The organism is Nonomuraea sp. NPDC004186 (assembly GCF_053603495.1).
The window spans coordinates 1-26,447 of the sequence record NZ_JBSGFQ010000086.1 but is presented as its reverse complement, the minus strand read 5'-3'; the positions used below and the strand labels follow the sequence as shown (position 1 = coordinate 26,447).

General features: G+C 71.7%; 27 protein-coding genes. 16 read left to right on the top strand and 11 right to left on the bottom strand.

Annotation, left to right across the window (positions count from 1 at the left end; genetic code table 11):
* The first annotated feature begins 59 nt into the window (after positions 1-59).
* Both ACWEPL_RS46485 and ACWEPL_RS46480 read left to right on the top strand, forming a co-directional pair.
* Complete coding sequence (locus ACWEPL_RS46485) at positions 60-1,439, top strand: APC family permease (protein ID WP_355201412.1); 1,380 nt, start codon at positions 60-62, stop codon at positions 1,437-1,439.
* A gap of 16 nt (positions 1,440-1,455) precedes the next feature.
* Complete coding sequence (locus ACWEPL_RS46480) at positions 1,456-2,064, top strand: GOLPH3/VPS74 family protein (protein WP_363967100.1); 609 nt, start codon at positions 1,456-1,458, stop codon at positions 2,062-2,064.
* Here ACWEPL_RS46480 and ACWEPL_RS46475 read toward each other — a convergent pair.
* Positions 2,061-3,032 carry a helix-turn-helix transcriptional regulator gene (locus tag ACWEPL_RS46475; protein ID WP_452440013.1) on the bottom strand — a complete coding sequence of 324 codons (972 nt, stop codon included), beginning with the start codon at positions 3,030-3,032 and terminating at the stop codon, positions 2,061-2,063. The genes ACWEPL_RS46480 and ACWEPL_RS46475 overlap by 4 nt on opposite strands.
* 61 nt (positions 3,033-3,093) lie before the next feature.
* On the opposite strand from ACWEPL_RS46475, the gene ACWEPL_RS46470 reads away from it, so the two are divergent.
* The 4 genes from ACWEPL_RS46470 to ACWEPL_RS46455 all read left to right on the top strand — a co-directional run bounded on the left by ACWEPL_RS46470 (position 3,094) and on the right by ACWEPL_RS46455 (position 6,592).
* Complete coding sequence (locus tag ACWEPL_RS46470; RefSeq protein WP_452440012.1) at positions 3,094-3,666, top strand: DinB family protein; 573 nt, start codon at positions 3,094-3,096, stop codon at positions 3,664-3,666.
* 1 nt (position 3,667) lies between these two features.
* A complete protein-coding gene (locus tag ACWEPL_RS46465) occupies positions 3,668-4,105 on the top strand; it encodes a VOC family protein (protein ID WP_350736709.1) in 438 nt (145 codons plus the stop codon).
* A gap of 73 nt (positions 4,106-4,178) precedes the next feature.
* Entirely contained in the window at positions 4,179-5,117 is a 939-nt protein-coding gene (locus ACWEPL_RS46460; RefSeq protein ID WP_452440011.1) for a thermonuclease family protein, read from the top strand.
* 152 nt (positions 5,118-5,269) lie between these two features.
* The gene (locus tag ACWEPL_RS46455; RefSeq protein WP_452440010.1) at positions 5,270-6,592 is read left to right on the top strand and encodes a glycoside hydrolase family 30 protein; all 1,323 of its coding nucleotides are present in this window, start codon (positions 5,270-5,272) and stop codon (positions 6,590-6,592) included.
* A gap of 57 nt (positions 6,593-6,649) precedes the next feature.
* On the opposite strand, the gene ACWEPL_RS46450 is transcribed toward ACWEPL_RS46455, so the two are convergent.
* The 4 genes from ACWEPL_RS46450 to ACWEPL_RS46435 form a co-directional block, all read right to left on the bottom strand.
* Positions 6,650-7,468, bottom strand: coding sequence for a carbohydrate ABC transporter permease (locus tag ACWEPL_RS46450; RefSeq protein ID WP_350736700.1), 819 nt, complete (start codon positions 7,466-7,468; stop codon positions 6,650-6,652).
* A complete protein-coding gene (locus ACWEPL_RS46445) occupies positions 7,461-8,408 on the bottom strand; it encodes a carbohydrate ABC transporter permease (protein ID WP_364259474.1) in 948 nt (315 codons plus the stop codon). Before ACWEPL_RS46445 ends, ACWEPL_RS46450 begins: the two co-directional genes overlap by 8 nt.
* Position 8,409: 1 nt before the next feature.
* The gene (locus ACWEPL_RS46440) at positions 8,410-9,663 is read right to left on the bottom strand and encodes an ABC transporter substrate-binding protein (protein WP_355201428.1); all 1,254 of its coding nucleotides are present in this window, start codon (positions 9,661-9,663) and stop codon (positions 8,410-8,412) included.
* Between the two features lie 72 nt (positions 9,664-9,735).
* Positions 9,736-10,863: an ROK family transcriptional regulator gene (locus ACWEPL_RS46435; RefSeq protein ID WP_452440009.1), complete on the bottom strand. Its 1,128-nt coding sequence runs from the start codon at positions 10,861-10,863 to the stop codon at positions 9,736-9,738.
* Between the two features lie 72 nt (positions 10,864-10,935).
* Here ACWEPL_RS46435 and ACWEPL_RS46430 point away from each other — a divergent pair, with 72 nt between their 5' ends.
* Positions 10,936-12,246 (top strand): Gfo/Idh/MocA family protein, encoded by a 1,311-nt coding sequence (locus ACWEPL_RS46430; RefSeq protein WP_452440008.1) that lies wholly within the window; start codon positions 10,936-10,938, stop codon positions 12,244-12,246.
* Here the strand turns inward: ACWEPL_RS46430 and ACWEPL_RS46425 are convergent.
* The 3 genes from ACWEPL_RS46425 to ACWEPL_RS46415 all read right to left on the bottom strand — a co-directional run bounded on the left by ACWEPL_RS46425 (position 12,243) and on the right by ACWEPL_RS46415 (position 15,689).
* On the bottom strand, positions 12,243-13,355 hold the full coding sequence (locus ACWEPL_RS46425; protein ID WP_452440007.1) for a 5-methyltetrahydropteroyltriglutamate--homocysteine S-methyltransferase: 1,113 nt from the start codon (positions 13,353-13,355) through the stop codon (positions 12,243-12,245). The genes ACWEPL_RS46430 and ACWEPL_RS46425 overlap by 4 nt on opposite strands.
* 6 nt (positions 13,356-13,361) lie before the next feature.
* On the bottom strand, positions 13,362-14,801 hold the full coding sequence (locus tag ACWEPL_RS46420) for an acyl-CoA synthetase (protein ID WP_452440006.1): 1,440 nt from the start codon (positions 14,799-14,801) through the stop codon (positions 13,362-13,364).
* A 96-nt stretch (positions 14,802-14,897) separates the two neighbouring features.
* On the bottom strand, positions 14,898-15,689 hold the full coding sequence (locus tag ACWEPL_RS46415) for a PaaX family transcriptional regulator (protein ID WP_452440004.1): 792 nt from the start codon (positions 15,687-15,689) through the stop codon (positions 14,898-14,900).
* A 104-nt stretch (positions 15,690-15,793) separates the two neighbouring features.
* On the opposite strand from ACWEPL_RS46415, the gene ACWEPL_RS46410 reads away from it, so the two are divergent.
* The 8 genes from ACWEPL_RS46410 to ACWEPL_RS46375 all read left to right on the top strand — a co-directional run bounded on the left by ACWEPL_RS46410 (position 15,794) and on the right by ACWEPL_RS46375 (position 22,626).
* The gene (locus ACWEPL_RS46410) at positions 15,794-16,975 is read left to right on the top strand and encodes an ABC transporter substrate-binding protein (RefSeq protein WP_363967124.1); all 1,182 of its coding nucleotides are present in this window, start codon (positions 15,794-15,796) and stop codon (positions 16,973-16,975) included.
* A 3-nt stretch (positions 16,976-16,978) separates the two neighbouring features.
* Complete coding sequence (locus ACWEPL_RS46405) at positions 16,979-17,734, top strand: ABC transporter ATP-binding protein (RefSeq protein ID WP_363967126.1); 756 nt, start codon at positions 16,979-16,981, stop codon at positions 17,732-17,734.
* Positions 17,731-18,390 carry an ABC transporter ATP-binding protein gene (locus tag ACWEPL_RS46400; RefSeq protein WP_363967128.1) on the top strand — a complete coding sequence of 220 codons (660 nt, stop codon included), beginning with the start codon at positions 17,731-17,733 and terminating at the stop codon, positions 18,388-18,390. The genes ACWEPL_RS46405 and ACWEPL_RS46400 overlap by 4 nt, the downstream gene beginning before the upstream one ends.
* Positions 18,387-19,247 carry a branched-chain amino acid ABC transporter permease gene (locus tag ACWEPL_RS46395; RefSeq protein ID WP_452440002.1) on the top strand — a complete coding sequence of 287 codons (861 nt, stop codon included), beginning with the start codon at positions 18,387-18,389 and terminating at the stop codon, positions 19,245-19,247. The genes ACWEPL_RS46400 and ACWEPL_RS46395 overlap by 4 nt, the downstream gene beginning before the upstream one ends.
* Positions 19,244-20,215, top strand: coding sequence for a branched-chain amino acid ABC transporter permease (locus tag ACWEPL_RS46390; protein WP_452440000.1), 972 nt, complete (start codon positions 19,244-19,246; stop codon positions 20,213-20,215). Before ACWEPL_RS46395 ends, ACWEPL_RS46390 begins: the two co-directional genes overlap by 4 nt.
* Entirely contained in the window at positions 20,212-21,108 is an 897-nt protein-coding gene (locus tag ACWEPL_RS46385) for an alpha/beta fold hydrolase (protein WP_452439999.1), read from the top strand. The genes ACWEPL_RS46390 and ACWEPL_RS46385 overlap by 4 nt, the downstream gene beginning before the upstream one ends.
* Positions 21,109-21,238: 130 nt before the next feature.
* Positions 21,239-21,985: a sulfite exporter TauE/SafE family protein gene (locus tag ACWEPL_RS46380; protein ID WP_363967134.1), complete on the top strand. Its 747-nt coding sequence runs from the start codon at positions 21,239-21,241 to the stop codon at positions 21,983-21,985.
* A gap of 161 nt (positions 21,986-22,146) precedes the next feature.
* Entirely contained in the window at positions 22,147-22,626 is a 480-nt protein-coding gene (locus tag ACWEPL_RS46375; RefSeq protein WP_452439998.1) for a S26 family signal peptidase, read from the top strand.
* On the opposite strand, the gene ACWEPL_RS46370 is transcribed toward ACWEPL_RS46375, so the two are convergent.
* The 3 genes from ACWEPL_RS46370 to ACWEPL_RS46360 all read right to left on the bottom strand — a co-directional run bounded on the left by ACWEPL_RS46370 (position 22,551) and on the right by ACWEPL_RS46360 (position 25,231).
* Positions 22,551-24,434 carry an ABC transporter ATP-binding protein gene (locus ACWEPL_RS46370; protein ID WP_452439997.1) on the bottom strand — a complete coding sequence of 628 codons (1,884 nt, stop codon included), beginning with the start codon at positions 24,432-24,434 and terminating at the stop codon, positions 22,551-22,553. The genes ACWEPL_RS46375 and ACWEPL_RS46370 overlap by 76 nt on opposite strands.
* Positions 24,431-24,958, bottom strand: coding sequence for a TlpA family protein disulfide reductase (locus ACWEPL_RS46365; protein ID WP_350736651.1), 528 nt, complete (start codon positions 24,956-24,958; stop codon positions 24,431-24,433). Before ACWEPL_RS46365 ends, ACWEPL_RS46370 begins: the two co-directional genes overlap by 4 nt.
* Before the next feature lie 99 nt (positions 24,959-25,057).
* Positions 25,058-25,231, bottom strand: coding sequence for a hypothetical protein (locus tag ACWEPL_RS46360; RefSeq protein WP_363967140.1), 174 nt, complete (start codon positions 25,229-25,231; stop codon positions 25,058-25,060).
* A 686-nt stretch (positions 25,232-25,917) separates the two neighbouring features.
* Here ACWEPL_RS46360 and ACWEPL_RS46355 point away from each other — a divergent pair.
* Positions 25,918-26,447, top strand: a 530-nt coding sequence (locus tag ACWEPL_RS46355) for an endo-1,4-beta-xylanase (protein ID WP_452439996.1), incomplete at its 3' end; no start/stop codon positions are given.

Genomic DNA, 26,447 nt, shown 5'->3' with positions numbered 1-26,447 from the left:
GCTACGGAAGGATCGCCCAATCGAACCCCCCGTTCCCGCATGACCTTGGAGTGGCCGTCGTGCCCACACAGCACGCGAACGTCGAGCAGTTCGGATACCGGCAGGAGTTACGTCGCGGGGTCGGGATGACCGACCTCGTGTCCTACGGCCTGGTGTTCATGGTGCCGATCTCCCCTTTCGCGATCTTCGGCTCCGTCTACGCCCGTTCGGGCGGCATGCCGGCCCTGGCGTACCTCGTCGGGATGATCGCGCTGCTGTTCACGGCAGCCTCGTACGCGCAGATGGTCAAGGCGTTCCCGCTGTCCGGCTCGGTCTACAACTACGCCGGCCGCGGCATCGCGCCGCCGGCCGGGTTTCTGACCGGGTGGATGGTGCTGCTCGACTACATCCTCGTCCCGTGCCTGCTCTACCTCGTCGCCTCGATCGCCATGCACGCCATCGTGCCGGAGATCCCCGTGTGGGTCTGGCTGATCGCCTTCGTGGCGCTCAACACCGCGATCAACCTCCGGGGCATCCGGATGACGGTCAAGCTCACCCGGATCATGATCGTGTTCGAGCTGGTCGTGCTGGCGCTGTTCCTCGTGGTCGGCGTCTGGGCCCTGCTCCAGGGCAAGGGCCGCGGGTTCAGCCTCTCCCCGCTGTTCAACCTGGAGACGTTCTCCTGGCCGGTGGTGTTCGCCGCGGTGTCGGTGGCCGTGCTGTCGTTCATCGGCTTCGACGGGATCAGCATGCTGGTCGAGGAGTCCACCGGCGGGTCCGAGCAGGTGGGCAGGGCCATGCGGCTGGCCCTGGTGCTGGCGGGCGTGCTGTTCATCGTGCAGGTGTGGGTGGCCGCGCTGCTGGTGCCCGACCCGGCGGGCCTCCTGCGCCATGGAGGCGACACCGCGTTCTACGACGCGGCCGCGGTGGCCGGCGGCCAGTGGCTCAGGCACCTCACCTCGACCGCCACCGCGCTCTCCTGGGGCGTGGCCAACACCATGGTGGCCCAGGTCGCGGCCTCCCGCCTGCTGTACGCGATGGCCCGCGACCGGCAGCTCCCGTCGTTCCTGGCGAAGGTGTCGGTCAGGCAGTCGGTGCCGGCCAACGCCATCGCGCTCGTCTCCCTGCTGTCCGTCGGCCTCGGGGTCTGGATGTCCACCCGCTCCGACGGCGTCGACCTCCTCAGCAGCCTGATCAGCATGGGCGCCATGGTCGCGTTCATCGTCCTGCACGCGTCGGTGATCGTGCACTACTCGCTGCGCCTCGGCTCGGACGCCATGTGGACACACCTCGTCGCGCCGCTGATCGGGATGGGGATCCTCGTCTTCGTCGTGATCAACGCCCATGTGATGGCGCAGCTGGTGGGCCTGATCTGGCTCGGCGTCGGCGGCCTGGTGCTGGCCGGCCTGTACGCGCTCGGCCGCCGGCCCACCCTCCAGGGCCTGACCGGACGTCTCTGACGGGCGAGGGGACACCATGAACCGGCTGCCGCTCCACGAGGACCTGTATCTCATCGCGCACGACCAGTCCGGCAAGCCCCTGATCCACCAGTCGTCGATGGCTCTCGGGCTGGCCGGCGCGGTGGTGCTCGAACTGGCCGTCAGCGGTCGCGTCACCGTCGCCGACGGCCGGGCGACCGTCTCCCGCCCTCCGGCCGGCGACACCCCCGTCTCCCTGGCGGACGGCGACGTCAGGCTCCTGATCAAGAAGGCGGCGAACGGCCTCTACGACCGTACCCGCGAGGCCCTGGTCGCCTCGGGCGTGCTCGTCAGGGTGAGCAGGCGCCGCCTGGGCATGCTGCCGTACACGCGTCACCAGCTCGCCGACATCGCCTCGGTCGTCCGGGCCTCTTCGGGGGTGCGCTCGGCGGTCGAGGGCTGGAAGCCGCCGGACGCGCGGTGCGCCGCGCTCTGCGGGCTGGTGGCGGTGCTGCGGCTGGAGTCGGAGCTCTACCTCGACCAGCCGGCGAACCGGCTGGTCGGCCGCCTCCGCGAGATCGCCTCGGCCGCCCCGCCCGTGGTGGGTGAGCTGGTCGCGGTCGTGGACACCCTGGTCGGGGAGGCCGCCGTGGCGGTGTACCGCTAGCCGCGACCTGAGCCGGGCCCGGCCATCGCCGCGAGGCGGCGGGCGAGCCGGGCGACGGCCTCCCGCAGCTCGGCGGGCTCCAGCACCTCCGCCTCGAAGCCCAGCCGGGCAACGTGCACGGCGAGCCAGTCGAGGTCCTGCCCGCCGGCGACGAGCACGCACCACCCGTCGCGATCGTCCTCGACGCGCCCCACCTGGGGCGGCACCAGCTCCCGCACGCGGTCTGGCGGCGCGTGCAGGCGCACCCGGGCGAGATAGCGGTAGGGCGCCTCGGCCACGGACCGCTGCACGTAGGCGGCCGGGTCAGGATGCTCCCTCGCCCGGAAGCGCCAGGTCGTCGCCTCCGCCTCGTGCATCCGGTCCAGCCGGAAGGTGCGCCAGCCGTCGCGGTCGACGTCCCAGGCCATCAGGTACCAGCGGCGGCCGGTGGAGACCATCCGCACCGGCTCGACCGTGCGCTCGCGCTCCCCGCCGTCGTGCGTGGCGTACCGGAACCGCACCCGCACGGCGTCGCGGCAGGCCCGCGCGAGCATCATCAGCAGCTCCGCGTCGATCTCGACCCCGGGGTCGACGAGGGTCTCGGTGGCGCCGTACACCGCCCGGACCTCGGCGCGCAGCCGGGGCGGCATCACCTGGTCGAGCTTGGCGAGCGCCCGCAGCGCCGCCTCGCCCGCCCCGGCGACCGTGCCTCCCGCCGCCAGCCGCAGGGACACCGCCGTCGCGATCGCCTCCTCGTCGTCGAGGAGCAGCGGCGGCAGCCGGGTGCCCGCGCCGAGCTGGTAGCCGCCTCCGACGCCCGCCGTCGCGTGCACGGGATAGCCGAGCGCGCGTAGGCGCTCCACGTCGCGGCGCACCGAGCGGTCGGTGACCCCCAGCTCGGCGGCGAGCTCGACAGCGGTCCAGGACGGCCGGCGCTGCAGCAGCGCCAGCAGCCGCAGCACCCGCTCGGTCGTCGACTCAACAGACACGCGCTCATCGTTCCACAGATCACGGACCGATCCTGTCCGCTATATGCGAGAGGCTTGAGCCATGAACGACCTGCCCTGGAACACCCTGCTCCGAGATCAGACCGACTGGCACTGGACCCATCAGCTGCGCGATCGCCTCGACGGGCTCACCGATGACGAGTACTTCTGGGAGCCGGCGCCCGGCTGCTGGAGCGTGCGGCCGCGCGGCACCGGCGCCGCGCCGGTGCAGGCCGGGGCCGGCGCGATGACCATCGACTTCGAGTTCCCGATGCCCGAGCCGCCGCCGTTGACGACGATCGCCTGGCGGCTCGGGCACGTGATCGTCGGCGTGCTGGCGATGCGCAACGCCTCGCACTTCGGCGCCACGCCGACCGACTACGGGTCGTTCGAGTACGCTCCGACCGCGGACGCGGCGCTGGCCCAGCTCGACGCCGAATACGCCACGTGGCTGGCCGGGGTCGAGTCCCTCGGCGAGGCCGGCCTCGCCCGCCCGTGCGGGGAGGCGGAGGGGCCGTACGCCGAGTTTCCGCTGGCGGCCTTGGTGCTGCACATCAACCGCGAACTGATCCACCATCTGGCGGAGGTCTGCCTGCTGCGCGACCTCTACCTGCACAACCACCGGGAGGCGAGCTGACATGGCCCGCGACGTTCAGATCACTTTCGACTGCGCCGATCCGGCCGGGCTGGCCGCGTTCTGGGCCGAGGCCCTCGGCTACCGGGTGCAGGACCCGCCCAAGGGCTTCGAGTCGTGGGAGCAGGCCCTGGAGGCGATGGGCGTGCCGCCCGAGCGCCGCAACGACGCCTCGGCGGTGATCGACCCCGACGGGGCCGGGCCGCGGCTGTTCTTCCAGCGAGTGCCCGAGGGCAAGCAGGTCAAGAACCGCGTGCACCTCGATGTGCGGGCCGCCCCGGGGTTCGAGGGCGACGCGCGGATGGCGGCCCTGGAGGCGGAGGCCGAGCGGCTCGTCTCCCACGGCGCCACGCGGCTCCAGCGCCACGAGCCCGCTCCCCCGCTCGGCGCCGGTCACATCGTGATGGCCGACCCCGAGGGCAACGAGTTCTGCCTCGACTGATCGGCCGCGCCCCCCATGGACGGCGCGAGGTGCGCGGGTTACGCTCCGCTCGCCACATGATGGGGGGCAATCCATGACTTACACGCTTTTACGCGGGAACTTCGTGATCCGGTACGCGGATCTCCCGCGGCAGGGCCCCGAGCCCGACGGCGACACCGTGAAGTTCCTGCCCGACTCACCCGCGCTGGTGGAGGGGCTGCCGCGGCGCTCCGGCCACCCGCCGAAGATCAATCGCCGCGGCGTCTCCGTGCGCCTGGAGGCCATCGACGCGCTGGAGACCCACTTCGAGGAGACGCACCAGCAGCTCGCCGGGGCCAACGCGGCCAGGGACGAGCTGCTGCGCCTGCTCGGGTTCACGAACGTGCGCTACTGGGAGGACCTGCCCAACAAGGTGCAGTCGGCGGACCAGGACTCCATCCGCGGGCACGTGCTCACGAACGGGGTCGACGCGAACGGCCGGCTGATCGGGTTCGCCTACGCCGGTGAGCATCCGGGGGCCGACGGGACCTCGGTGTTCCTGGACCCGGCGCTCGTGGACGCGTCCGCCAACGGCACGCTGCTGGCCGGCGGGCTGGTCTATCCGGCGTTCTACGCGACGCTGCCGGCGCAGCTGCGTACGCACCTGGCGGAGGTGTCGCAGGCGGCCAGGGGGAAGGCCGCCGGCATCTGGCCCGGCTCGACCGCCGACCCCGACGGCGCCGCCACCGTCACCGGCCTGGCCGACGCCGAGGGCCTGGTGACGTGGCCGAAGCTGTTCCGCCGCCTCGTGCCGTACCTCGCGGCCGGTTTCACGGACTTCGACGGCTTCGACGCCTGGCTGCGCGCGGACCCGGTCAACCGGGACGACGAGGTGTTCCTGCTCACCAAGCTCGAACGCGGCAACCTGCACGACGTGATCAAGGGGGCCGGGCAGCAGATCCAGCTCACGGTGTGGCCGGAGGAGTTCATCATCGCCCCGGACCCGGCGCCGCCGGGCACCGTCGTCAATCCGCCGCCGGTCGCGAGCCGCTGACGCACCGGAGTGGGGGCCGGGGCGCGCACAGCGCCCCGGCCCTGCCGTGTCCGCGCGCTGAACATCGGTTGACGGGAGGCCTCCGGACCGCTTACGGTTCCGGCGATATCGGTGAAATATATCGATATGTATCCGAAACTTTCGGAGGCGTCATGTTTCGTGGAGTCGTCGCGGTCGCCTTGCTCGGCCTCCCTGCGGTGAACCCCTCCCAGCCCCCCGCCATCACCGTGAACGAGCACGTCAGGCACCAGGAGATCGACGGCTTCGGCATCTCCCAGGCGTTCCGGCGCAACGAGCTGCTCAAGGCGCTGCCGGAGTCGCAGCAGCGCGAGGTCCTGGACCTGTGGTTCGACCGCGAGAAGGGCGCCGGGCTCAGCATCCTGCGGCTCGGCATCGGCTCCTCCCCCGCCGGGAGCCCGTACGACCACATGGTGTCGATCCAGCCCGAGGACCCCGGCGGCCCGGACGCCCCGCCCAGGTACGTGTGGGACGGCGACGACAACAGCCAGGTGTGGGTGGCCAAGGCGGCCCAGGCGTACGGCGTGAAGCGGTTCTTCGCCGACGCCTGGAGCGCGCCCGGCTACATGAAGGACAACGGCGACGACAAGGGCGGCGGCACGCTGAAGCCGGAGTGGCAGCGGGCGTACGCGAACTACCTGGTGGCGTACACGAAGTTCTACGCCAAGGAAGGCATCAAGATCACCGACCTGGGGTTCACGAACGAGCCCGACTGGACGGCCACGTACGCCTCCATGCGCTTCACCCCGGAGCAGGCCGCCCAGTTCGCCAAGGTGCTGGGCCCCGCGGCCAAGAGCGTGCACGTGACCTGCTGCGACTCCTTCGGCTGGAACCAGGCGAAGGCGTACACGGCCGCGATCGAGGCCGACCCCGAGGCCCGCCGCTGGGTGAAGACCCACACCGGGCACACCTACGCCAGCCCCGTGGACGCGCCGCTGCCGACGACCAGGAAGACCTGGATGTCGGAGTGGAACCCGAACGGCAGCACCTGGAACGAGAGCTGGGACGACGGCAGCGGCTACGACGGCTTCGCGATCGCGCAGGCCGTCCACGACGCGCTCACGCTGGGGAACGTCAGCGGCTACGTCTACTGGCTGGGCGGCTCGCGCGGCGCGACCCGGGCGCTGCTGCAGCTCGACGACACGGCGAAGACGTATCGCGTGTCGAAGCGGCTGTGGGCGCTGGCGGCGTACAGCAGGTTCATCCGGCCGGGCGCGGTCAGGCTGGAGACTGCGGCGGCGGATCCGGCGCTGAAGGTCTCCGCCTTCCGCAACCCGGACGGCTCGCGCGTCGTCGAGGTGCTCAACACGGGCACCGCGCCGGTCACGTGGCAGGGCGTGCGCGGCCGGGCGACCGCGTACCTCACCGACGGCGCCAACTCGCTCACGCCGTCCGCGGTGACGGGCCGCACGGTGACGCTGCAGCCGCGGGCGCTCACCACGATCGTCATCCGCTGAGGAGGCCGCGGGAGCCCGGGCAGGTGCCGGCCCGGGCTCCCGTCACGAGCGGGGCGGTCAGCCCTTCGAGCCCGTGGTGGCGATGCCCTGGATGAACTGCCGCTGCAGGAACACGAAGACGGCGATCACCGGGAGCGAGGCGATGAGCGAGCCGGCCATCAGCACCGGATAGTCCGTCTGGTACTGGCCCTGGAGCGCGGCCAGCCCCGCCGACAGCGTCATCTTGTCCGGGTCGGTGTTGACCACCAGCGGCCAGAACAGGTCGTTCCAGGCCCACAGCAGCACCAGGATGGCCAGCGCCACCAGGCCCGGCCGGGCCAGCGGCAGCATGATCGACCAGTAGATGCGCACCGGCCCGGCGCCGTCCAGCCGGGCGGCCTCCTCCAGCTCGCGCGGCAGACCGAGGAAGAACTGCCGCAGCAGGAACACCCCGAAGGCGCTGAACAGCCCCGGCACGATGATCGCCTGCAGGCTGTTGAGCCAGCCGAGCGACGACATGATCTGGTACTGCGGGATCACGAAGAGCTGCGGCGGCACCATGAGCACCGACAGGAAGACGCCGAAGAGCAGGTTCCTGCCGGGAAAGCGCAGCCGGGCGAAGGCGTAGGCGGCCATCGAGCAGAACAGCACCTGCCCCGCCACCCGCCCCGCCGCCATCACCACCGTGTTGAGGAACTGGTCGCCGAACGGCAGCAGCTCGAAGACCTTCGCGTAGTTGTCCCACCGCCACTCGGGCAGCAGGCTCGGCGGCACCCGGGTGGCGCCGCTGAGCGTCTTGAGCGAGGTGACGGCCTGCCACACGAACGGGGCCACCATCGCCAGCGACGCCGCGGCCAGCACCGCGTGCACCCCGAACGACCGACGACGCTCAGACATAGTGCACCCACCTGCGCTGGAGCCGGAACTGCAGGACCGTCAGCGCCGCGATGAGCAGGAGCAGCGCGATCACGATGGCGGCGGCGTAGCCGCGGTCGTCGGTGACGAAGGCGCGCTCGTAGAAGAGCTGCACCACCGTCTGGAGCCGCGAGTACGCCGGGTTGGCCCGCGCCGCCTGCCCGGACCCGGTCATCACGAAGACCAGGTCGAACAGCTGCAGCGAGCCGATCACGGACACGATCGAGATGAAGAACGCGGTCGGCGACAACATCGGCAGCGTGACCGAGAAGAACTGCCGGACGCGACCGGCCCCGTCCAGGCTCGCCGCTTCGTACAGCTCCTTCGGGATGGCCTGCATCCCGGCCAGGAAGATGATCAGGTTGTAGCCGATGCTGCTCCAGATCCCCACCACGACCAGCGCGTACATGGCCGTGTCCGGATCGGCGATCCAGTTGGGCCCGTCCACGCCGACGACCGCGAGCACCTGGTTGACCAGGCCGTAGTCGCCGTTGTAGAGCCACCGCCAGAGCATGGCGACCGCGACCGGCATGGTGACCACGGGCAGGAAGAAGGCCGTCCGGTACACGGCCACGCCCCGCAGCCCCGGCAGGTTGAGCAGCGCGGCGAACACGATGGCCAGCGGGATCCCCACCAGGCCCAGCCCGGTGTAGGCGAGCGTGTTGAGCACGGCCCGGCCCACTTCCGGGTCGGCGACGAGCCGGACGTAGTTGTCCAGACCCGTCCAGGTGTGGCCCCCGAACGCGCCCCACTCCGTGAAGGAGAAGTACGCGGTCTGGAGCACCGGCCAGAGGTAGAAGATCGCGAGCCCGAGCCCGGTGGGGGCGATGAACACGTACCCCCACAGGGCCTCGGTGCGCGGCGGACGTCTCCTCGCCGCGTGAGCCGCCCTGGTGAGGCGCTTCTCGGCGGTGGCGGTCACGTCACTCCTTGGCCAGCAGCTCGTTCATCCCGGCCGCGAGGTCCGCGGCCGCCTTCTCGATCGGCACCTCGCCGGTCCACGCCTTGGTGAGGTGGGTCAGCTCGGCCTCCTGCCAGGCGGCGGTGTTCTTGGAGACGGGGTACGGCACCGCGTACGCGACGGCGTCGAGGAAGACCTGCAGCTTCAGCTCGGGATGGGCGGCCGCCCACGCGCTCTGCGTGCCGTTGTACGCCGGGATCGGCCCCTTCTTGCCCAGCAGGTCGGCGGCCGGCTTGGAGCCGAGGAACTTGACGAACTCCCACGCCTCGGCCGGGTGCTCGGTCTTGGCCGACATGACGTTGGCGACGCCGTGGATGATCGTGGCCTGCTTCTCGCCCTTGGGGAGCGGGGCCACGTCCACCTTGTCCTTGGTGTAGTCGTTCTTGGTGAACTCGGCCACGTCCCAGGAGCCGCCCCAGTACATCGCCAGCTTGCCGGCCTCGAAGAGCTGGATCGGGGCGGTGTCGGTCATGGTCTTGAGGTCGGGCGACTGCCCGCCGGCGATCAGGTCGGTCCAGAACCGCAGGCCCTCGATGGTCTTGGGGTCGTCGTAGCCGGACTTGCGGCCGTCGGGCGAGATCACGTGGCCGCCGGCCTGGTAGATGGTGTTGTACTGGTACTCCTGGAAGCTCGTGAGCTCCGCGCCGATCGCGTGGACGCCCTTCTTGGCGTCGGTGAGCTTGGCGGCGGCGGCCTTGAAGTCGGCCCAGGTCCAGTCGGCTGCCGGATATTTCACCTTGGCGGCGTCGAAGAGCGTCTTGTTGTACCAGACGCCGATGGTGTCCATGTCCTTCGGCAGGCCGTACAGCTTGCCGTCGTAGGTGTAGAGGTCGACCAGCGGCTTGGGGTAGACGGAGCTGTCGACCTGCTCCTCGATGGGCTTGATGACGCCGTTGGAGGCGTACAGCTGGAAGTTGGGGCCGTTCATCCAGAAGACGTCGGGGGCCGCGCCGCCGGTCACCGCCGCCTTGAGCTTGGTCCAGTAGTCGGCCCATGGCGTGACCTGGACGTCGACGGCGATGTTGGGGTGCGTCTTGGTGAACTCGGCGGCCAGCTCCTGCATGACCGCCTGCTGGGTGGCGTCCCAGACGCCGTAGGACAGCGTCACCTTCTCCTGCGACCGCGCACCCGTGCCAGCCTGCTCACCGCCCGCGCACGCGGAGGCCAGCAACGCCGCGCAAAGGAGCGCCGCACCGCTCCGTGCCGACTTCCACATCTCCCGTGTCCTCTCCTAGAACGTGGGAGTAATGATGGAGTCCAGTGAAATTTTCTTCAAGGGCCTCCTTTGTTACAGATGGCTCACGAGCGGGGTGCGGCCGTCGAGCAGGCGGTCCTCGACGTCGTCGAGCGCGATCCGTACGGCGCCGAGCACCACGGCCTCGTCGCCCAGCGCGGACATGAGAACCTCGGGCGTGCGGATGCACCAGCGGTCCAGCTCGCGCTTGAGCGGCTCGATGAGCACGTCGGCCGAGCGGGAGTAGCCGCCGCCGACCACGACCATCTGCGGGTCCAGCGCCAGGACCAGGGCGGACACGCCGAGCGCCAGGTCCCTGACGTAGCGGCGCACGGCCGTGACGGCCGCCCGCTCGCCCGCCCGGGCCGCCGCGAACACGTCGCCCGCCTCACCGCTGGCGGCCTTGAGGTGCTCCTGGGCGCGGATCCAGCCGAGCGCGGGCAGCGCGCCGATCTCGCCCGAGGCGTTGGCGAAGCCCCGGTGCACCTTGCCGTCGATGACCAGGCCGGCGCCGGTGCGGAGCCCGGCCAGCAGGAACACCATGTCCTTGGCGTAGCGGGCCACGCCGCGCCAGCACTCGGCCCTGGCGGCGAGCTTGCTGTCGTTCTCGACCAGGACGGGGCCGGGGACCAGTCGGCGCACGTGGGCGGCCAGGTCGACGCCGGTCCACTCGGGCAGCGCCTCCGACAGCATCACCCGGCCCGCGCCGTCCACCAGGCCCGTCGTGCCGACGCCGGCGGCCCAGACGTCGCCCGCGGCCAGGCCGGCGCCCTCCAGGCACGCGGCCACCGCGGCGTCCACCGCCTCCAGCCGCTCCGGCCTGCCCATCTCCGGCGTCACCGGGACGGCGGCCCGGTCGCCGACGTTCCCGTCGAGGTCGGCGACGACGGCGCGGATCTTGTGGCCGCCGATGTCGACGCCGAGCACCCGCCCCGCGTCCGCCCTGAAGCGGTAGCGCCTGGCCGGGCGGCCCACGCTGCCCGCGGTGGCGCCCGCCTCCGCCACCCAGCCCTTCTGCAGCAGCTCGCGGACCACGTCCTCGGCGGACGCGCGCGACAGGCCGGTGCGCTTGGCGACCTCGGTGAGCGTGAGCGAGGGCCCGCCCCGCAGCGCCTTGATCACGGCGAGCGCGTTGAGCTGCCTGAGCCGCGACAGGTCACCGCCGCTCAGATCCTCGCCCATGGACGCCCCTTGCCGTCAGCCAGCCGACTCCTAATAATGATGGTCTCCATGATATTTCGCCGGGAAGGTTCCATGACTGAGGTGACTCTAGCCGTCGTCGGCGGCGGCCTGCGAGGGCTGACCTACGCCCGCCACGCGCACGCCACGGGCGCGGGGCGGGTGGTGGCGGTCGCGGAGCCCGACCCGCGGCGCCGCGCCGCGTTCGCGGCGGAGTTCGGCGTCCCGGCCGGGTCGGCGTTCCCCGGGTGGAAGGAGCTGGCGGCGGCGGATCGGCTGGCCGACGCGGTCGTCATCGCCACGCAGGACCAGCTGCACACCGACCCCGCAGTGGCGCTGGCGGACCTCGGTTACCACATTCTCCTGGAGAAGCCGATGGCGCCGGACGAGCGGGAGGCGGCACGGATCGCCGAGGCCGCCAGGCGCAACGGGATCATGCTGGCCGTGTGCCACGTGCTGCGGTACACGCCTTACACGCGGGCCGTGCGGGACCTGCTCGACTCCGGCCGGATCGGGCGGCTGATCAGCGCCCAGCACCTCGAGCCGGTGGGGTGGTGGCACCAGGCGCACTCCTTCGTCCGCGGCCACTGGCGCCGCCAGGACACCTCGGCGCCGATGCTCCTGGCCAAGGCGTGCCACGACATCGACTGGCTCGTGCACCTCTTCGGCCGGCCGCCCGCGCGGGTGTCGTCGTTCGGCTCCCTGTCCCACTTCCGCGCCGAGGACCGACCCGCGTCGGCCGCGGACCGGTGCGTGGACTGCCCCCTGGAGCCGTCCTGCCCGTACTCGGCGCCGCGGCTCTATCTCGGGTGCCTCGGGGACCCGTCGAGCGAGTTCTGGCCGCTGTCGGCCGTCACGCCCGGGCGCACGCGGGAGGCCGTGCTGGAGGCGCTCCGGGTGGGGCCGTACGGGCGGTGCGTGTACGCGTGCGACAACGACGTGGTCGATCACCAGGAGGTGGTGATGGAGTTCGACGACGGGGCGACGTGCTCGTTCACGATGAGCGCGTTCACGCCGATGGAGGACCGGCGGACGCGGTTGTTCGGCACCCACGGCTACGTCGACGGCGACGGCCGCACCCTGCGCGTGGTGGACTTCCGCACGGGCGAGGAGGAAATCGTCGACACGACCGCCGCCCACGCGGACGCGCGGGAAGCTTCGGCGGGGGCCTCGGCGGCGGACGGGCACGGCGGCGGGGACGAGGGCCTGGTGGACGCCTTCCTCGCCGCCGTCGCCTCGGGCGACCCGTCGCCGCTGCGCTCGGACGCGTTCGAGAGCCTCATGACCCATCGCGTGGTGTGGGCCGCCGAGCAGGCCCGCCGCACGGGTTCGGTCGTCACGTTCGCCCCCACGCGTGAAGCGCTGCTGGGGGCGGGTGGGGGCTAGCCCCAGACCTCCTGGGCCGTCTCGACGATCAGGCGGAGCTTGGCGAACTGCTCGTCGGCCGTGAGCTGGTTGCCCTCCACCGTCGAGGAGAACCCGCACTGCGGCGACAGGCAGATCTGGTCGAGGTCGACGAACTTGGCGGCCTCGTCGATCCGCCGCTTGAGCGTGTCCTTCGACTCCAGCTCGCCCCGCTTGGTCGTGACCAGCCCCAGCACCACCATCTTCCCCGGCGGCACGAAACGCAGCGGCTCGAAGCCCCCGGACCGCTCGTCGTCGAACTCCAGGAAGAACCCGTCCACCTTCAGCTCGCCGAACAGCGCCTCCGCCACGAAGTCGTACCCGCCCGAGGCGGCCCAGGAGGAGCGGAAGTTCCCCCGGCACATGTGGGTGGTGATCGTCATCCCGGCGGGCTTGGCGGCCAGGGCGGCGTTGATCTGCTTGATGTAGCGCAGGTGCATGTGCTCGGCGTCGTCCCCGCGCGAGCTCAGCTCCGCCCGCTGGGCCGGGTCGTTCAGGTACGCCAGGCTCGTGTCGTCGAACTGCAGGTACGTGCACCCCAGCGCGCCGATCCTGCGCACCTGCTCGGCGTAGGCCGCGCTCAGGTCCCGCCAGAACTCCTCCACGTCCGGGTAGACCTCGGGGTCGATGGCGGCCGGACCACCCCGGTAGTGGACCATGCTCGGCGAGGGGATGGTCAGCTTCGGCACGACCCCGCTGTTACGGCTGGTGACGGTGTCGCGCAGGAACGTGAAGTCGTCGGCGAAGATCGGCTCGTTCAGCCGGATCCGCTCGTGCACGCGCAGCGCCGCCGGGGTGAACTCGATGTCCCCCTGCTCGCTGTGGAAGCGCACCGTGATGTGCTCGTCACTGGCCTGGCCGATGCCGCCGAGCCGGTAGATGAAGTCCATGTGCCACGAGGCCCGCCGGAACTCGCCGTCGGTGGCGCTCTGCAGCCCGACCTCCTCCTGGCGGCGTACCACCTCCCTGATGGCCTCGTCCTCGGCCTCCCGCAGCGCGTCGCCCGTGAGGGTCTCGCGGGCGCGGAGCAGCGCGGGCGGGCGGAGCAGGCTGCCGACGTGGTCCGCGCGGAACGGTGGCGAGGTGCGCATCGAAGATCATCTCCTCTGGTCGTCAAGGTTGTGCCCGTAGAGCTGTCTGAGGTGGGCTTTGAGCAGCTTGCCCGCCGCGTTCTTCGGCAGCTCAGGGACGAATTGCAGATATTTCGGGATCTTGAAGCGGGCCAGGCGGCCGTCCAGGTACGCCAGCAGCTCATCGGGCTCGATCGCGGCGTCCGGGGCCGGCACGACCAGCGCCTTGCCCACCTCGCCCCACATGTCGTCCGGCACGCCGATCACCGCGCACTCGGCGACCGCCTCGTGCCCGAACAGGACGCTCTCCACCTCGGCGGGATAGATGTTCTCGCCACCGGAGATGATCACGTCCTTGAGGCGGTCGGAGATGCGCACGTAGCCGTCCTCGTCGGCGACGCCGACGTCGCCCGAGCGGAACCAGCCGTCCGCCGACAGCACCTTCGCGGTCTCCTCCGGCCGCCGCCAGTAGCCGGTCATGACGTTGGGCCCCTGTACGTACACCTCGCCCGGCTCACCGGGACCCGCCGGGGAGCCGTCGGGCGCGACCAGCCGTACGTCGGAGAAGAAGCACGGCACCCCGGCCGAGCCCGCCTTGGCGATCGAGTGCTCGGCCCCGAGGAAGAGAGCGCCGGGCGCCGTCTCGGTCATGCCGTACCCCTGCAGGAACGTCAGCCCCCGATCCTGATAAATCCGGATCAGCGGCTCGGGCACCGGCGCTCCCCCGCACAGCAGGTGCCGCAGGCTCGACAGGTCCGCGCCCGCCCAGCGCGGCGACCGCGTGAGGAAGCCGAACATCGACGGCACCCCGAACATCACCGTCACCCGCTCCGCCTCGATCAGGTCGAACGTCCGGTCCACGTCGAAGGAGGGCTCCAGGATGACCCGGCCGCCCTTGAGCACGGTCGGCACCAGCGTCTGGGCCAGCGCCGCGATGTGGAACAGCGGCGCGCTGACCAGCGTGACCTCGTCGTGCGCGAGCGGCACGTCGACCAGCAGGTTGAAGGTGTTCCAGGTCAGGTTGGCGTGGGTGAGCATGGCCCCCTTGGGGCGTCCCGTCGTCCCGGACGTGTACATGATCAGGCACACGTCGTCCTGGCGCACCGGCTCGTCGATCGGCTCGGGCGAGCCGGAGGCGAGCAGCGCCTCATAGTCGGTGACGTGCCGCCCCGGCAGCCCCTCGCCGTCCTGCTCCTCGCCCAGCACGAGGACCGACGCCTGCGCGTCCTCCAGGATGTAGCGCAGCTCCGGCCGGGCCAGCCGGGCGTTGAGCGGCACGAACACGGCCCCCACCAGCCCCGCCGCGAAGAACGTCTCCACCAGCGCGGGCTGGTTGACCCCGAGGAAGGCGACCCGCTCGCCGCGCCCCACGCCGAGCGCCGAGGCCAGCCGGTACGTCCGCTCGCTCAGCTCACGGTACGTGCGGTCATGTCCCCGGTACGTCACCGCCACCCGTTCGGGCGTCATGCGGGCCCGGCGTGCGGGCCATGAGCCAATCCCCTGATTCCGCATCGGCGCTCCTTGACGCTCAAGCCATCAAGTTAGGCCACTGGGCGATGGCTGTCACCGTTCTGCCCAAGTTTCATCCGGCACAACGTCGAGGAGCCGCTCCGCGATCCGCCCCGCCTCCGGCCTGAACCGCTCGTGCAGCGTGTGGCACACCCGCTGGGCCTTCTCCGCCGGCCAGTCGTGCGGCAGGTACCGCAGCGGCAGCCGCGGATCGGCCCTGATGATCTGCAGCCAGCCGGTCAGCAGCGTCAGCGAGCGCGCCAGGTCGTCGGGCGCGTCCGCCGCCGGGTCGGCCCGGTCCCAGCGGCGCAGGAACTCCCGGTAGCGCTCGCCCAGGCCCGACAGGTCGTAGGCGTCACCGACCAGCGCCTGCATGTCGGTGGGGTGCCGGGGTTCGGCGGAGAAGACCTTCACGTTCGCGCCGAGGTCCTCGATCACGTGGGCGGCGTCCACGTCGCCGGGAGCGATCCACAGGCCGTTCTGCAGCGGCCCGAACCCGGCCCAGACCAGCCGCGAGCGCAGCTCGTGCCGCTCCCGCTGCCAGGACTCGGGCAGCGAGAAGCCGATCAGCGTCCAGCGGTCCTCGTCCGCGTCGTTGACGACGCCGCTGTGCCAGATGCGCCGCTCGCCGTCCTTGAGCACCTCGGTGCTCGTCGGGGTGAGGCCGAAGTACATGCGGCGGCCCGAGCGCTGGCGGCGCAGCAGGCCGCGGCGGACCATCCGGGTCAGCGTCGAACGCGTCGCCTCCTCCGAGATCCCGACCTTGGCGAACGCCTCGATGAAGCTGCCCGAGGACACGCAGATCCCGCGGCCGTACACGTGATCGCCGAGGAACGTCAGAATCACCGACTGAGGCCGCATCTCAGCCCTCCCCGCATCTTGGGCATTCTCTTGACACCCGTAATATATCTGCCTACATTCAGGGCCACATCCCGGCTTGGAGGGTCCTGATGCGCAGGCTGCTCCCGTCTCTGGTTTGTCTCGCGTTGGCCGCGACCGCCTGCGGCGGTGATTCAGGCGGCGGTGCTCAAGACCCGATCAAGGTCGGCCTCATCGTCTCCCTCACCGGCAACTACACGCCGCTGGGCAGCGAGGACAAGAAGGCCGTCGAGCTGGCCGTCGAGCAGGTCAACGGGCAGGGCGGGCTGCTCGGCCGCAAGGTGGAGCTGGTCGCGCGCGACGACAAGACCGCCCCCGACCAGGGCATCGTGGCCTACAACCAGATCAAGGGCGACATCGACGTGCTGATCGGCCCGGTGTTCTCCAACTCGGCGCTGGCGGTCGAGCCGCTCGCGCAGCGTGACAAGATGCCGTACCTGTCGCTGGCCCCCGCCCAGGAGCAGGTCGAGCCGATCAAGTCGTACATCTTCGTCACCCCCGCCCTGTCCGGTATGTACGCCGAGCGCTACCTGCAGTACATCCAGGCCAAGGGCATCAAGACGATCGCCGTGGCCTGGGACTCCAAGAGCGCCTATTCGGTCTCCGGCCACAAGTCGATGATCGCGCTCGCGTCCAAGTACGGCGTGAAGGTCGCCGTGGACGAGCCGTACGAGACGACCACCTCCGACTTCAGCCCCCTCTTCACCCACGTGCGCGACTCCGCCGCCGAGGCGCTGGTGTTCTGGGGCTCGGGCGCGCCCGGCGTGACGGCGGCCAAGCAGTACGTGGCCTCGGGGCTCAAGACGCCGCTGTTCCTGACCGCGTCGCAGGCCAGCAAGCTGTGGCTGGAGCCGATGGGCGGCGCGGCCGAGGGCATGACGGTGCAGAGCGCCATCGGCGTCGTCGGCGAATATCTGCCCGACGGCAAGCAGAAGCAGGTCATCGAGCAGATGGCCAAGCCGTACCAGCAGAAACACGGCTATCCGCCACCGCAGTTCGCGCAGGACGGCTACAGCGCGAGCCTGCTGCTCTTCGAGGCGATCAGGAAGGCGAACAGCACCGACAAGGCCAAGGTGCAGCAGGCCCTGGAGAGCATGGACCTGGTCACGCCCAACGGCCGCTTCCGCTACTCCCCCACCGACCACTCCGGGCTCTCCCCCGAGTTCATCTCGGTCAACACGGTGCAGAACGGGAAATTCGTTCCGACCGACTGGGCCAAGGAGCAGCTCACCAAGACCGTCGGCGCGGGGTAGCGGGTGCTGACGGTCACCGGGCTCTCCCGCTCCTTCGGGGGCGTCTACGCCGTCCGCGACGTGTCCCTGGCCGTCGCGGACGGCGAAGTCTGCGGCGTCATCGGGCCGAACGGGGCGGGCAAGTCCACGCTGTTCAACCTCATCACCGGGCATCTGGCGGCCGACCACGGCCAGATCTCGTTCCGCGGGCACCGGGTGGACCGGCTCGCGCCGCACCGGCGGGCCAGGCTCGGCATGTCGATCGTGTTCCAGGCGGCCAGGGTGTTCCGCGGCATGACGGTCAGGGAGAACGTCATGGTCGGGATGCACGGCCGTACTGGTGCGGGGTTCGTGTCGGCGGCGCTGCGGCTGCCGCGGCACCGGCGCGACGAGCGCGAGATCACCGCCGAGGCGGATGCCGTGCTGAGCCGCGTGGGGCTGGCCGAGTGGGCGGACCGGCCCGCCGACCTGCTGCCCATCGGGCAGCAGCGGGCGCTCCAGCTCGCCCGCGCCCTGTGCGCCCGGCCCCGGCTGCTGCTGCTCGACGAGCCCGCCTCGGGGCTGCGCGGCCAGGAGCGCGAGCGGCTCGCGGCGCTGGTGGAGGAGCTGCGCGCGGACGGGCTGACGATCCTGCTCGTGGAGCACGACGTCGCGTTCGTGACCCGGCTGGCCGACCGCGTGGTGGTGCTCGACCTGGGCCGGGTCATCGCCGACGGCTCGCCCGCCGAGGTGCGGGCCGATCCGCTGGTGCTCGCCGCCTACCTCGGGCAGACCGCATGATCGACGTCAAGGACCTGATCGTCTCGTACGGCACCGCGACCGCGCTCGACCACGTCACGCTCACGGTCGGGCGGGGCGAGATGGTCGCCCTGCTCGGCCCGAACGGCGCGGGCAAGTCCACGCTGGCCAACACCCTCGCCGGGCTGCTCCGGCCCGCCGCGGGCACGGTCGGGATCGGGGGCAGGCTGGCGCTCATCCCGGAGGGCCGCCAGCTCTTCCCGGACCTGTCGGTCGCCGACAACCTGGCCCTGGGCGGGTGGCGGTCGGGTCTGCGGGATCCCTCGTCCGTGTACGACCTGCTCCCCCGGCTGGCGGAGCTGGCCGGGCGGCAGGCCGGGGTGCTGTCGGGAGGCGAGCAGCAGATGGTGGCGTTCGGGCGGGCCCTGATGTCACGGCCCGAGGTGCTCGTGGTGGACGAGCTCTCCCTGGGCCTGGCCCCGAACGTGACCGCCGACCTGGCCGGCCACCTCGCCGAGCTGAACCGGGAGCAGGGGCTGACCGTGCTGCTCATCGAGCAGAACGCGCGGCTGGCGTTCGACCTTTGCGGGCGGGCGTACGTGCTGGAGTCCGGCCGGATCGTGGCCGAGGGCGAGTGCGCGGAGCTGGCCGGCGACCCTCGGGTCGCCAGCGCGTACCTGGGCGGGGCGATCACATGAGCGCCTTCCTCACGTACCTGCTGAACGGGCTCGCGGTCGGGTGCGCGGTCGCGCTCATCGCCAGCGGCCTGGTCGTGATCCACCGGGTCACGGGCGTGGTGAACTTCGCGCAGGGCACGTTCGCGGTCGTGGCCGGGCTGTGCGCGTCGTCGCTGCTCGGGCTCGGGTTCCCGCACGGGCTGAGCGAGCTGGCCGCCGTCCTGGTCGCGGCGCTGGCGGGGCTGCTGACCGGCCTGGCCGCCATCGGCCGGCGCGGCACCACGCCGCTGTCGTCCCTGATCGTGACGCTCGGCGTGGGCGTGCTCGCGTACGCCGTCGAGATCGTCCTGTGGGGCGACCAGCCGCGCTCGGCGCCCGGCCTGGCGGGCTCGGTGACGCTGGCGGGCGCGCGCGTCCAGACGCAGCACCTGCTGGTCATCGGCGTGACGGCGGCCGCGTTCGCGCTGCTGGCGCTCTTCTTCGGGCGCACCTACCTGGGCAAGGCGCTGACAGCGTGCGCCTCCAATCCGTACGCCGCCCGCGTGGTCGGGATCGACACGCGGCTGATGGGGCTGCTGGCGTTCGCGCTGGGCGGGCTGCTCGGCGGGATCGCCGGGGTGCTGGTGACGCCGCTGCGGCCGATCTCGTTCGACACCGACGTCACGCTCATCGTGAACGCCTTCGCCGCGGCCGTCTTCGGCGCGCTCACCCGGCCCATGATCACGCTGGCCGGAGCGCTGCTGCTGGGCGTGGCCGAGACCATGGCCGCCGGGTACGGCTACGGATCGCACCAGCTGGAGGTGGCGCTGGGTCTCATGATCGTCGTCATGATCGTACAGGCGAGCCGGCGCTCGGCCATCTCCCAGGAGCAGACATGATCCGCCTGGTGGCCGGGCTGCTGGTCGCGGCCGTGACCCTGGCCCTGCCCGCGGTGCTCGACGACAGCGCGCTGGCCGTGTACATCCTGCTCGGGCTGGCCGCGATGGTCACCGTCGGGGTGTCGCTGCTGATGGGCTACGCCGGGCAGGTGTCGCTGGGCCAGGGCGCCTTCTACGCCGTCGGCGCCTACACCGCCGCGCTGCTGTCCCTGCACGGCGTGCCGCCCCTGGCCGGGCTGATCGCCGCACCCGTGGTGGCGGCCGCGGCGGCGCTGGTGATCGGCGTGCCGCTGCTGCGGCTGCGCGGGCACCATCTGGCGTTCGCGACGCTGGCCATGCAGCTCATCCTGCTCTCGCTGGCCGGGCAGCTGGAGGTCACCGGCGGGGACATCGGGCTGCAGGCCATCCCGCAGTTCTCGGTGGGGTCGTTCGAGGCGGGCGGCGCGTCCGCGTACGCGTACCTGACCTGGATCGGGCTGGCGCTGGTGATGCTGGTGACCCGGAACGTGATCACCTCGCGGCCGGGCCGCGCCCTGCGCGCGCTGGCCACCAGCGAGACCGCCGCCGCGTCCTCGGGGATCCCGGTCGGGCGGTACAAGCTGGTGGTGTTCGCGCTGTCGGCGGCGTTCGCGGGGCTCGCGGGCGGGATCTACTGCTTCTACACGGGGTACGTGGCGCCGGGCTCGTTCCCCGTGCTCATCTCGATCCAGTACATCGTGATGGCCGTGGTCGGAGGGCTGGGCACGATCTGGGGCGCCGTGGTCGGCGCGACCGCGATCACGCTGCTCGTGCAGGGGCTGAACAGCCTGGCCGCGCTGCCGGGGATGCCGTCGTACGCGCCCGGCGTGCTGTCGTACGCCGTGTACGCGCTCGTCCTCATCCTGGTCGTGCTCTTCCTGCCCCGCGGCCTGCTCCCCGCCGTCTCCGGCCGCATCGACCGGGAGCGCCGGGGAATGATTCATCGGTGACCGTTGAGAAGGCGTCGAACGTCGGTCCGTCGGGCATCGAGGTCGCGTACGAGCGCCTCGGCGACCCCCAGGCCCCGCCCGTGCTGCTGGTGATGGGCCTCGCCGGGCAGCTGATCAACTGGCCGGACGGCCTCTGCGCGGAGCTCGTCGACCGCGGCCTGCACGTCGTCCGGTTCGACAACCGCGACTCCGGCCTGTCCACGCACCTCCACGACGCGCCGCCGCCCGACCTGCCGGCGGCGCTCGCGGGCGACGCGTCCTCGGCCTCCTACACGCTCTCCGACATGGCGGCCGACACCGTCGGCCTGCTCGACGCGCTCGGCCTGGACAGCGCCCACGTGGTCGGCGCCTCGATGGGCGGGATGATCGCCCAGACGATCGCGATCGAGCATCCCGGCCGGGTCCGGTCGCTGACGTCGATGATGTCCACCACGGGCGACCCGTCCGTGGGCCAGGCCCGGCCCGAGGCGATGGCCGCGTTCGCGGGGCCGCCGCCGACGACCCGCGAGGAGGCGGTCGAGCGGTCGGTCCTGATCTTCCGCCTGGCCGGCTCGCCCGGTTTCGCGTTCGACGAGGCCGCGCTGCGCGAACGCGCCGGCCTCTCGTACGACCGCGACCACGACCGGGTCGCCGTCGCCCGCCAGGCCGTCGCGGTCGTCGCCTCGGGCGACCGCACCTCCCGGCTCCGCTCCGTCGACGTCCCCACGCTGGTGATCCACGGCGCCGAGGACGCCATGTGCGACCCGAGCGGCGGCCGCGCGACCGCCGCCGCCATCCCGGGCGCGGAGCTGGTGATGATCGACGGCATGGGCCACGACCTGCCCAGGCCGCTCTGGCCCGACCTCGCCTCCCGCATCGCCACCCTCGCCCACCACGCCGACGCCACCCGATAGCCGCTCGCCCCCTGTGAGCGCCGACACTTCGCCGGGCATCGAAGCTTTTCCCGTCTAACGTCGGCCGCATGACGACGACCCCGCCGGCCATGAGCAGCGCCTCCCCTGACCGCTGTCCGTCGGGAACGTCGTGACCCCCTGGGAGATGCTCGCCGTCTTCGTGACGAGCATCTGCGCCGGCGCACTCAACACCGTCGTCGGCTCCGGAACCCTCATCACCTTCCCCGTACTGCTCGCCATCGGCCTCCCACCCGTCACCGCCACGGTCACCAACGCGCTCGGCCTGATCCCCGGCTCCATCAGCGGAGCCATCGGGTACCGCCGAGAGCTCCGCGGCCAGTCCCGGCGCCTGCTGAAACTGAGCGTCGCCGCCCTGCTCGGCGGCCTGTGCGGCGCCGTGCTCCTGCTGACCCTGCCGGCCGCGGCGTTCGAGCGGATCGTCCCCGTCCTGGTGGCCCTGGCCCTCGTCCTGGTCATCCTGCAGCCCCGCATCAACACGTACCTGCGCCGCCGCCACCGTGAAACGCCCGGTCGCGGGCTCTTCGCCGGGCTGCTGCTCGCCGGCGTCTACGGCGGCTACTTCGCCGCCGCCCAGGGGATCATCTACATGTCCCTCATGGGCATGCTCCTCGACGAGACGCCCCAGCGCCTCAACGCCGCCAAGAACGTCCTGGTCGCCGTGGTCAACGCCGCAGCCGCGCTCCTCTTCCTGTTCGTCGCGGACTACGACTGGACGGCCGTCGCGCTCATCGCGACCGGCTCCGCCCTCGGCGGCCGGCTCGGCGCCGAGGCGGGCCGCCGCTTCAGCCCTGCGACGCTACGCTTCCTGATCGTGGCCGTCGGCGGGGTCGCCCTCGTCCATCTGCTCGTCCGCTGAAGCGGGCCGCCTCGCCTCCGCAAGTCTGCGGATCCGGTCACGCTCCTCCCCGTCGTCCTGATCGTGCCGGCGGTACGGGTGCGCCGAACCCCCGCCCCAGCGGAGGCGATCGGGCATTAGTGTCGGCAGTCCACCCATGGTGATCGACTTTGGAGGGCGCCGTGCGGCGCGTCATGATCCTGCTGGCCCCGATCGCGGCCCTGGCCGCCGCTCTGGCCGTCGCCCGGCGACGGTTCGTCGTCGTACGGATCAGCGGGGCGAGCATGCTGCCGACCTACCGCACGGGCGACCGGGTGCTCGTCCGCAGGACCACGGGCTCGGGTGTCAGGCGCGGCCAGGTCGTGGTGCTGCAGACCGCGCTGCCCGGGGGGAAGTGGCGTAAGGGGCCGCTGCCTCGGCCGGGGGCGGCCATGTGGTTCATCAAGCGCGCGGTGGCCGTGCCGGGCGACCCGGTGCCCGCCCAGGTCATGGCCCGGGTGGAGGCGTCGCCGGGCGACACGGTGCCGGCACGCCGGCTGGTCGTCCTCGGTGACGGGCCGGTCAGCGAGGACTCGCGGGCATGGGGTTACGTGCCGTTCGACCGCGTGCTCGGCGTCGTCGTCCGCCGGCTCGCCCCCTCCTCCGACTCCGTCGGCTCGTAGCCCTGCGCCTGCAGGGTGAACAGCCCCGCGTACTCCCCTCCCAGCGCCATCAGCTCCGCGTGCGAGCCGCGCTCGGCGATCCGCCCCTCGGCGAGCACGACGATCACGTCCGCTTCCCGCACCGCCCCGAGCCGGTGCGAGATCAGCAGGCTGGTCCGCCCGGCGCGGTGGCGGCGCAGGCTCTGGTGGATGGCGTGCTCGGCCTGCGCGTCCAGGCCGGAGCTCGGCTCGTCGAGCACGAGCAGGTCCCGCCCCTTCCGCATCAGGGCGCGGGCCAGCGCGAGACGCTGCCACTGCCCGCCGGACAGCACCACTCCGGCCTGAGGGTCGTCCCGGTCGCCGAAGAAGATCCGGCTCAGCAGCGTGTCGTAGCCCCGCGGCAGCCCGGCGACCGTCTCGTGGACACCGGCCAGCCTGGCGGCGGCCTCGACCCGGTCCCGGTCGTCGAGCGCCGCGACGTCGCCGAGCCCGATGTTCTCGGCCGCGGTCAGGTCGTACGACATGTAGTCCTGGAACACCGCGCCGATGCGGCCGCGCAGCTCGGCGGGGTCCATCTCCCGCAGGTCGGCGCCGTCCCAGCGGATGGACCCGCGTACCGGGTCGTACAGCCGGCAGATCAGCTTGACCAGGGTGCTCTTGCCCACGCCGTTCAGCCCGACCAGGGCGAGGGAGCCGCCGCGCGGGATGAACAGGTCGATTCCGCGCAGCACCCACGGATGCGCGTCGTCGTACCGGAACCACACGTCGCGCACCTCGATGCCCTGGCGCAGCGCGGGGACGGGGCGCGGACGCCGCGGGACGGGCAGGTCCGGCGCGTCGGCGACGACGTCGAGGTAGTGCCCGAACATCAGCAGCGCGTTGTGCGCGTCGGCGGACTGGCCGACGATCGAAGCGAGCGCGGACTGCACCCCGGCGACGGCCGCGACGAACACGGCGACGTCGCCGACGCTCAGCGTGCCCGACGCGGCGCCGCTGATCGCCCAGAGCAGGCCGAGCGCGGCGACGGCCGCCCCGAGCAGCGACAGCGTCCCCTGGGTACGCAGTGTCCTGCGGGCGAGCCCCTGCTCGGCGGCGTTGACCGCGCGCAGCTCGCCCAGCATCCTGGCGCGCAGGAAGTCGCCGAGGCCGAACAGCCGGATCTCCTTGGCCGCGTCGGGGCTGGTGAGCAGGCCGGCGAAGAAGATCTGCCGCCGGGTCCTCGAGCTGACGCCCCACATCATCCCGGCGCGGCGCCGGGACAGGTCGAGCTGGGCGCGGACCGAGGGGAGCGCGGAGAGCGCCACGACGAGGATCATCCCCGGCGCCAGCACGGCCAGCGCCGCGGTGAACCCGGCGAGGGTGACGGCTCCCTGGGCGATGCCCAGGGAGGAGCGGACGATCCGCTGCGGCGCGTTCTGGCCGGCGTCCTGCGCCAGCCGTACCCGGTCGTGGAAGGCCGGGTTCTCGAATCGGCTCAGCCCCGGGTGTGCGTTGACGGCCTGGAAGAGCCGGTCCTGGATCAGCACCTGGAGCGCGCGGCGCAGCTGCTCCTGGGCGTACTCCGCGGCCGCGGGCAGGGCCGCGCCCGCCAGGCCGGTCACGCCGAGAGCCACGCCGTACGGGAGCAGCTCGGCAAGGCCCGCCCCGGCCGCCAGCCCGTCGAGCACGAGCTTGGTCAGCCACGCGGTGACCACCGGGACCAGGCCCATGAGCAGCACCGTGATCCCGGATGCCAGGACGGCGGCCGGGTGCGCCCGCCAGGCCGACGCCGCGGCCGCGCGAAAGCGCCGTCGCGGCGTGGCGCCGCCGTGCCCGGCAGGAGAGGTCATCGGCGCGTGGCCGCCGGCAGCCTGCCCGGGGCGGTGTCGGCCGCGACGACCACCCCGTCCCCGTCGACCAGGTAGAAGCTGGGGAACCGGGAGACCTGCAACGCCCTGCTCACCGGGCCGCCCATCGGCTCGACCACGACGGTGGCCGAGGTCAGCTCACCGGTGAACAGCCGGGCCTCGTCGGGGTCGCCCGTGACCACGGCCAGCACGCGTTCGGGACGGGTGTCGGCCAGGTAGGACGCGAACTCCGGCAGCCGCTCGTGGCAGGACGCGCATTCGGTGGAGAACACCGCCACCACGGAGGGCCCCGAGAAGAACGCGCGCGACACGGTCTCGCCGCCGAGGGCGGTCGCGCTGAAATCGCCGAGCGTCGTTCCCGGCTGCACCATCGGGGCACCCGTCGGCGCCAGCTCGGCCAGCCGCAGCGTGTGCACGCGCAGCCGGCGGATCACCGCCAGGGTCAGCACCAGATCCACCAGGCACAGCAATCCGACAACGACGACGGCGGCCACGAGATACGGCATGCGAGCTCCTCAGGGGTGGGCGGCGAAGCACGGAAAACCCACCAGGACGGTGCCGGCCCGGTGTCGGCCCGCACTGTCCTGGGGGCTGTCGGTAGGGCGTCAGCAGTAGTCGAAGCTGCCGCAGCTGGTCGTGCCGGTGGAGTCGTGGTAGCAGCAGGTCCGGCAGAACTTGCCCTGGCAGCACCAGTCGGTCCAGCACGCGGCCGAAGCGTTGGCCGACGGCAGGAACTTGTCGAGGAGGCGGTCTCCCAGCTTGTTGAGTGCGCGGATCATGGCGACCTCCTTGCATGGGGATCTTTACGCGCTCACCGTCACCCAGCAAGAGCACCGTGTTAATAGAGAGATTGGCCGACACTCCGGAACATCGTTCGGCGGTTCAGGATCTTGACAGAGCCCACTTGGCCAGGTGACCAGGCGCTGGATATTACGGCGGCGCCTTGCCTCGGCGTACCTCCTCATCGGCGACTCTCCGAGAGGGGCGGCTCCAGGGACGTGGTGTCTGTCCGCCGGACCGCCCCGCGCCATGGCCGCCGGGTGGTGGCCCCGGGCCGGCTGTTAGCGCTCACATGTCTTCTTCCCTGTCGCGTTTCCTTCTCTGTCAGATGGCTGTGGTGGCAGGTCGAGCCAATACGAGACGAAGAGGCGACGTCAAGGAGGGCACCTCGCGCCCGCGGCGGGGCGACGGACGCGCGTGCGGCTCATCAGGCGTTATCAGGGGACGCCTGACGTGACGGCGAGAGCGCCACTCTGAAACTTTCGCCGTTACTTGACAACTTTCGGAGCGGTTTCCAGACTGGGTGTCCGAGAAGGCTTCCTCCCGCCATGTGGTGGTGCGCGGCGAGGACCGCGTTCACGATGCCCTGGTGGTGTGCGTTCCCCGATCACGGGACGCGGCGTCGATCGCGTGGGGATGACCCCGCGTGTCCGCTTTTCCGTGATTCAGTCTGGAGCACTCAGTCATGGGCGACACAGCCAAACTTCCGCCGCGGCCCCTCAGGCGCCCGCGGGTTCTGATCGCCGCCGCCGTCGGCGCTATCGCCGTGGTCACCGCGGTGACCGTACCGATCACGCCGGCCGGTGCGGCGGCGAGCACGCTCGGCGCGGCCGCCGCGCAGAGCGGCCGGTACTTCGGCGCCGCCATCAGCGCGGGCAGGCTCGGCGACTCGCAGTACACCACCATCGCCGCCCGCGAGTTCAACATGGTGACGGCCGAGAACGAGATGAAGATCGACGCCACCGAGCCGAACCGGGGCCAGTTCAACTTCACCAACGGCGACCGCGTCTACAACTGGGCCGTGCAGAACGGCAAGCGGGTCCGCGGCCACACCCTGGCCTGGCACTCCCAGCAGCCCGGCTGGATGCAGTCCCTGTCCGGCAGCACGCTGCGCCAGGCCATGATCGACCACATCAACGGCGTCATGGCCCACTACAAGGGCAAGATCTACGCCTGGGACGTGGTCAACGAGGCCTACTCCGACAGCGGAGGCGG

What these genes read in the sequence shown, in the direction of transcription:
- ACWEPL_RS46460 (WP_452440011.1), top strand. Translation starts at nt 4,179, where the DNA reads ATGACTTACACGCTTTTACGCGGGAACTTCGTGATCCGGTACGCGGAT.
- ACWEPL_RS46465 (WP_350736709.1), top strand. Translation starts at nt 3,668, where the DNA reads ATGGCCCGCGACGTTCAGATCACTTTCGACTGCGCCGATCCGGCCGGG.
- ACWEPL_RS46370 (WP_452439997.1), bottom strand. Translation starts at nt 24,434, where the DNA reads ATGACCTCTCCTGCCGGGCACGGCGGCGCCACGCCGCGACGGCGCTTT.
- ACWEPL_RS46390 (WP_452440000.1), top strand. Translation starts at nt 19,244, where the DNA reads ATGATCCGCCTGGTGGCCGGGCTGCTGGTCGCGGCCGTGACCCTGGCC.
- ACWEPL_RS46435 (WP_452440009.1), bottom strand. Translation starts at nt 10,863, where the DNA reads ATGGGCGAGGATCTGAGCGGCGGTGACCTGTCGCGGCTCAGGCAGCTC.
- ACWEPL_RS46420 (WP_452440006.1), bottom strand. Translation starts at nt 14,801, where the DNA reads ATGACGCCCGAACGGGTGGCGGTGACGTACCGGGGACATGACCGCACG.
- ACWEPL_RS46425 (WP_452440007.1), bottom strand. Translation starts at nt 13,355, where the DNA reads ATGCGCACCTCGCCACCGTTCCGCGCGGACCACGTCGGCAGCCTGCTC.
- ACWEPL_RS46360 (WP_363967140.1), bottom strand. Translation starts at nt 25,231, where the DNA reads ATGATCCGCGCACTCAACAAGCTGGGAGACCGCCTCCTCGACAAGTTC.
- ACWEPL_RS46440 (WP_355201428.1), bottom strand. Translation starts at nt 9,663, where the DNA reads ATGTGGAAGTCGGCACGGAGCGGTGCGGCGCTCCTTTGCGCGGCGTTG.
- ACWEPL_RS46455 (WP_452440010.1), top strand. Translation starts at nt 5,270, where the DNA reads ATGTTTCGTGGAGTCGTCGCGGTCGCCTTGCTCGGCCTCCCTGCGGTG.
- ACWEPL_RS46395 (WP_452440002.1), top strand. Translation starts at nt 18,387, where the DNA reads ATGAGCGCCTTCCTCACGTACCTGCTGAACGGGCTCGCGGTCGGGTGC.
- ACWEPL_RS46400 (WP_363967128.1), top strand. Translation starts at nt 17,731, where the DNA reads ATGATCGACGTCAAGGACCTGATCGTCTCGTACGGCACCGCGACCGCG.
- ACWEPL_RS46410 (WP_363967124.1), top strand. Translation starts at nt 15,794, where the DNA reads ATGCGCAGGCTGCTCCCGTCTCTGGTTTGTCTCGCGTTGGCCGCGACC.
- ACWEPL_RS46430 (WP_452440008.1), top strand. Translation starts at nt 10,936, where the DNA reads ATGACTGAGGTGACTCTAGCCGTCGTCGGCGGCGGCCTGCGAGGGCTG.
- ACWEPL_RS46470 (WP_452440012.1), top strand. Translation starts at nt 3,094, where the DNA reads ATGAACGACCTGCCCTGGAACACCCTGCTCCGAGATCAGACCGACTGG.
- ACWEPL_RS46480 (WP_363967100.1), top strand. Translation starts at nt 1,456, where the DNA reads ATGAACCGGCTGCCGCTCCACGAGGACCTGTATCTCATCGCGCACGAC.
- ACWEPL_RS46365 (WP_350736651.1), bottom strand. Translation starts at nt 24,958, where the DNA reads ATGCCGTATCTCGTGGCCGCCGTCGTCGTTGTCGGATTGCTGTGCCTG.
- ACWEPL_RS46450 (WP_350736700.1), bottom strand. Translation starts at nt 7,468, where the DNA reads ATGTCTGAGCGTCGTCGGTCGTTCGGGGTGCACGCGGTGCTGGCCGCG.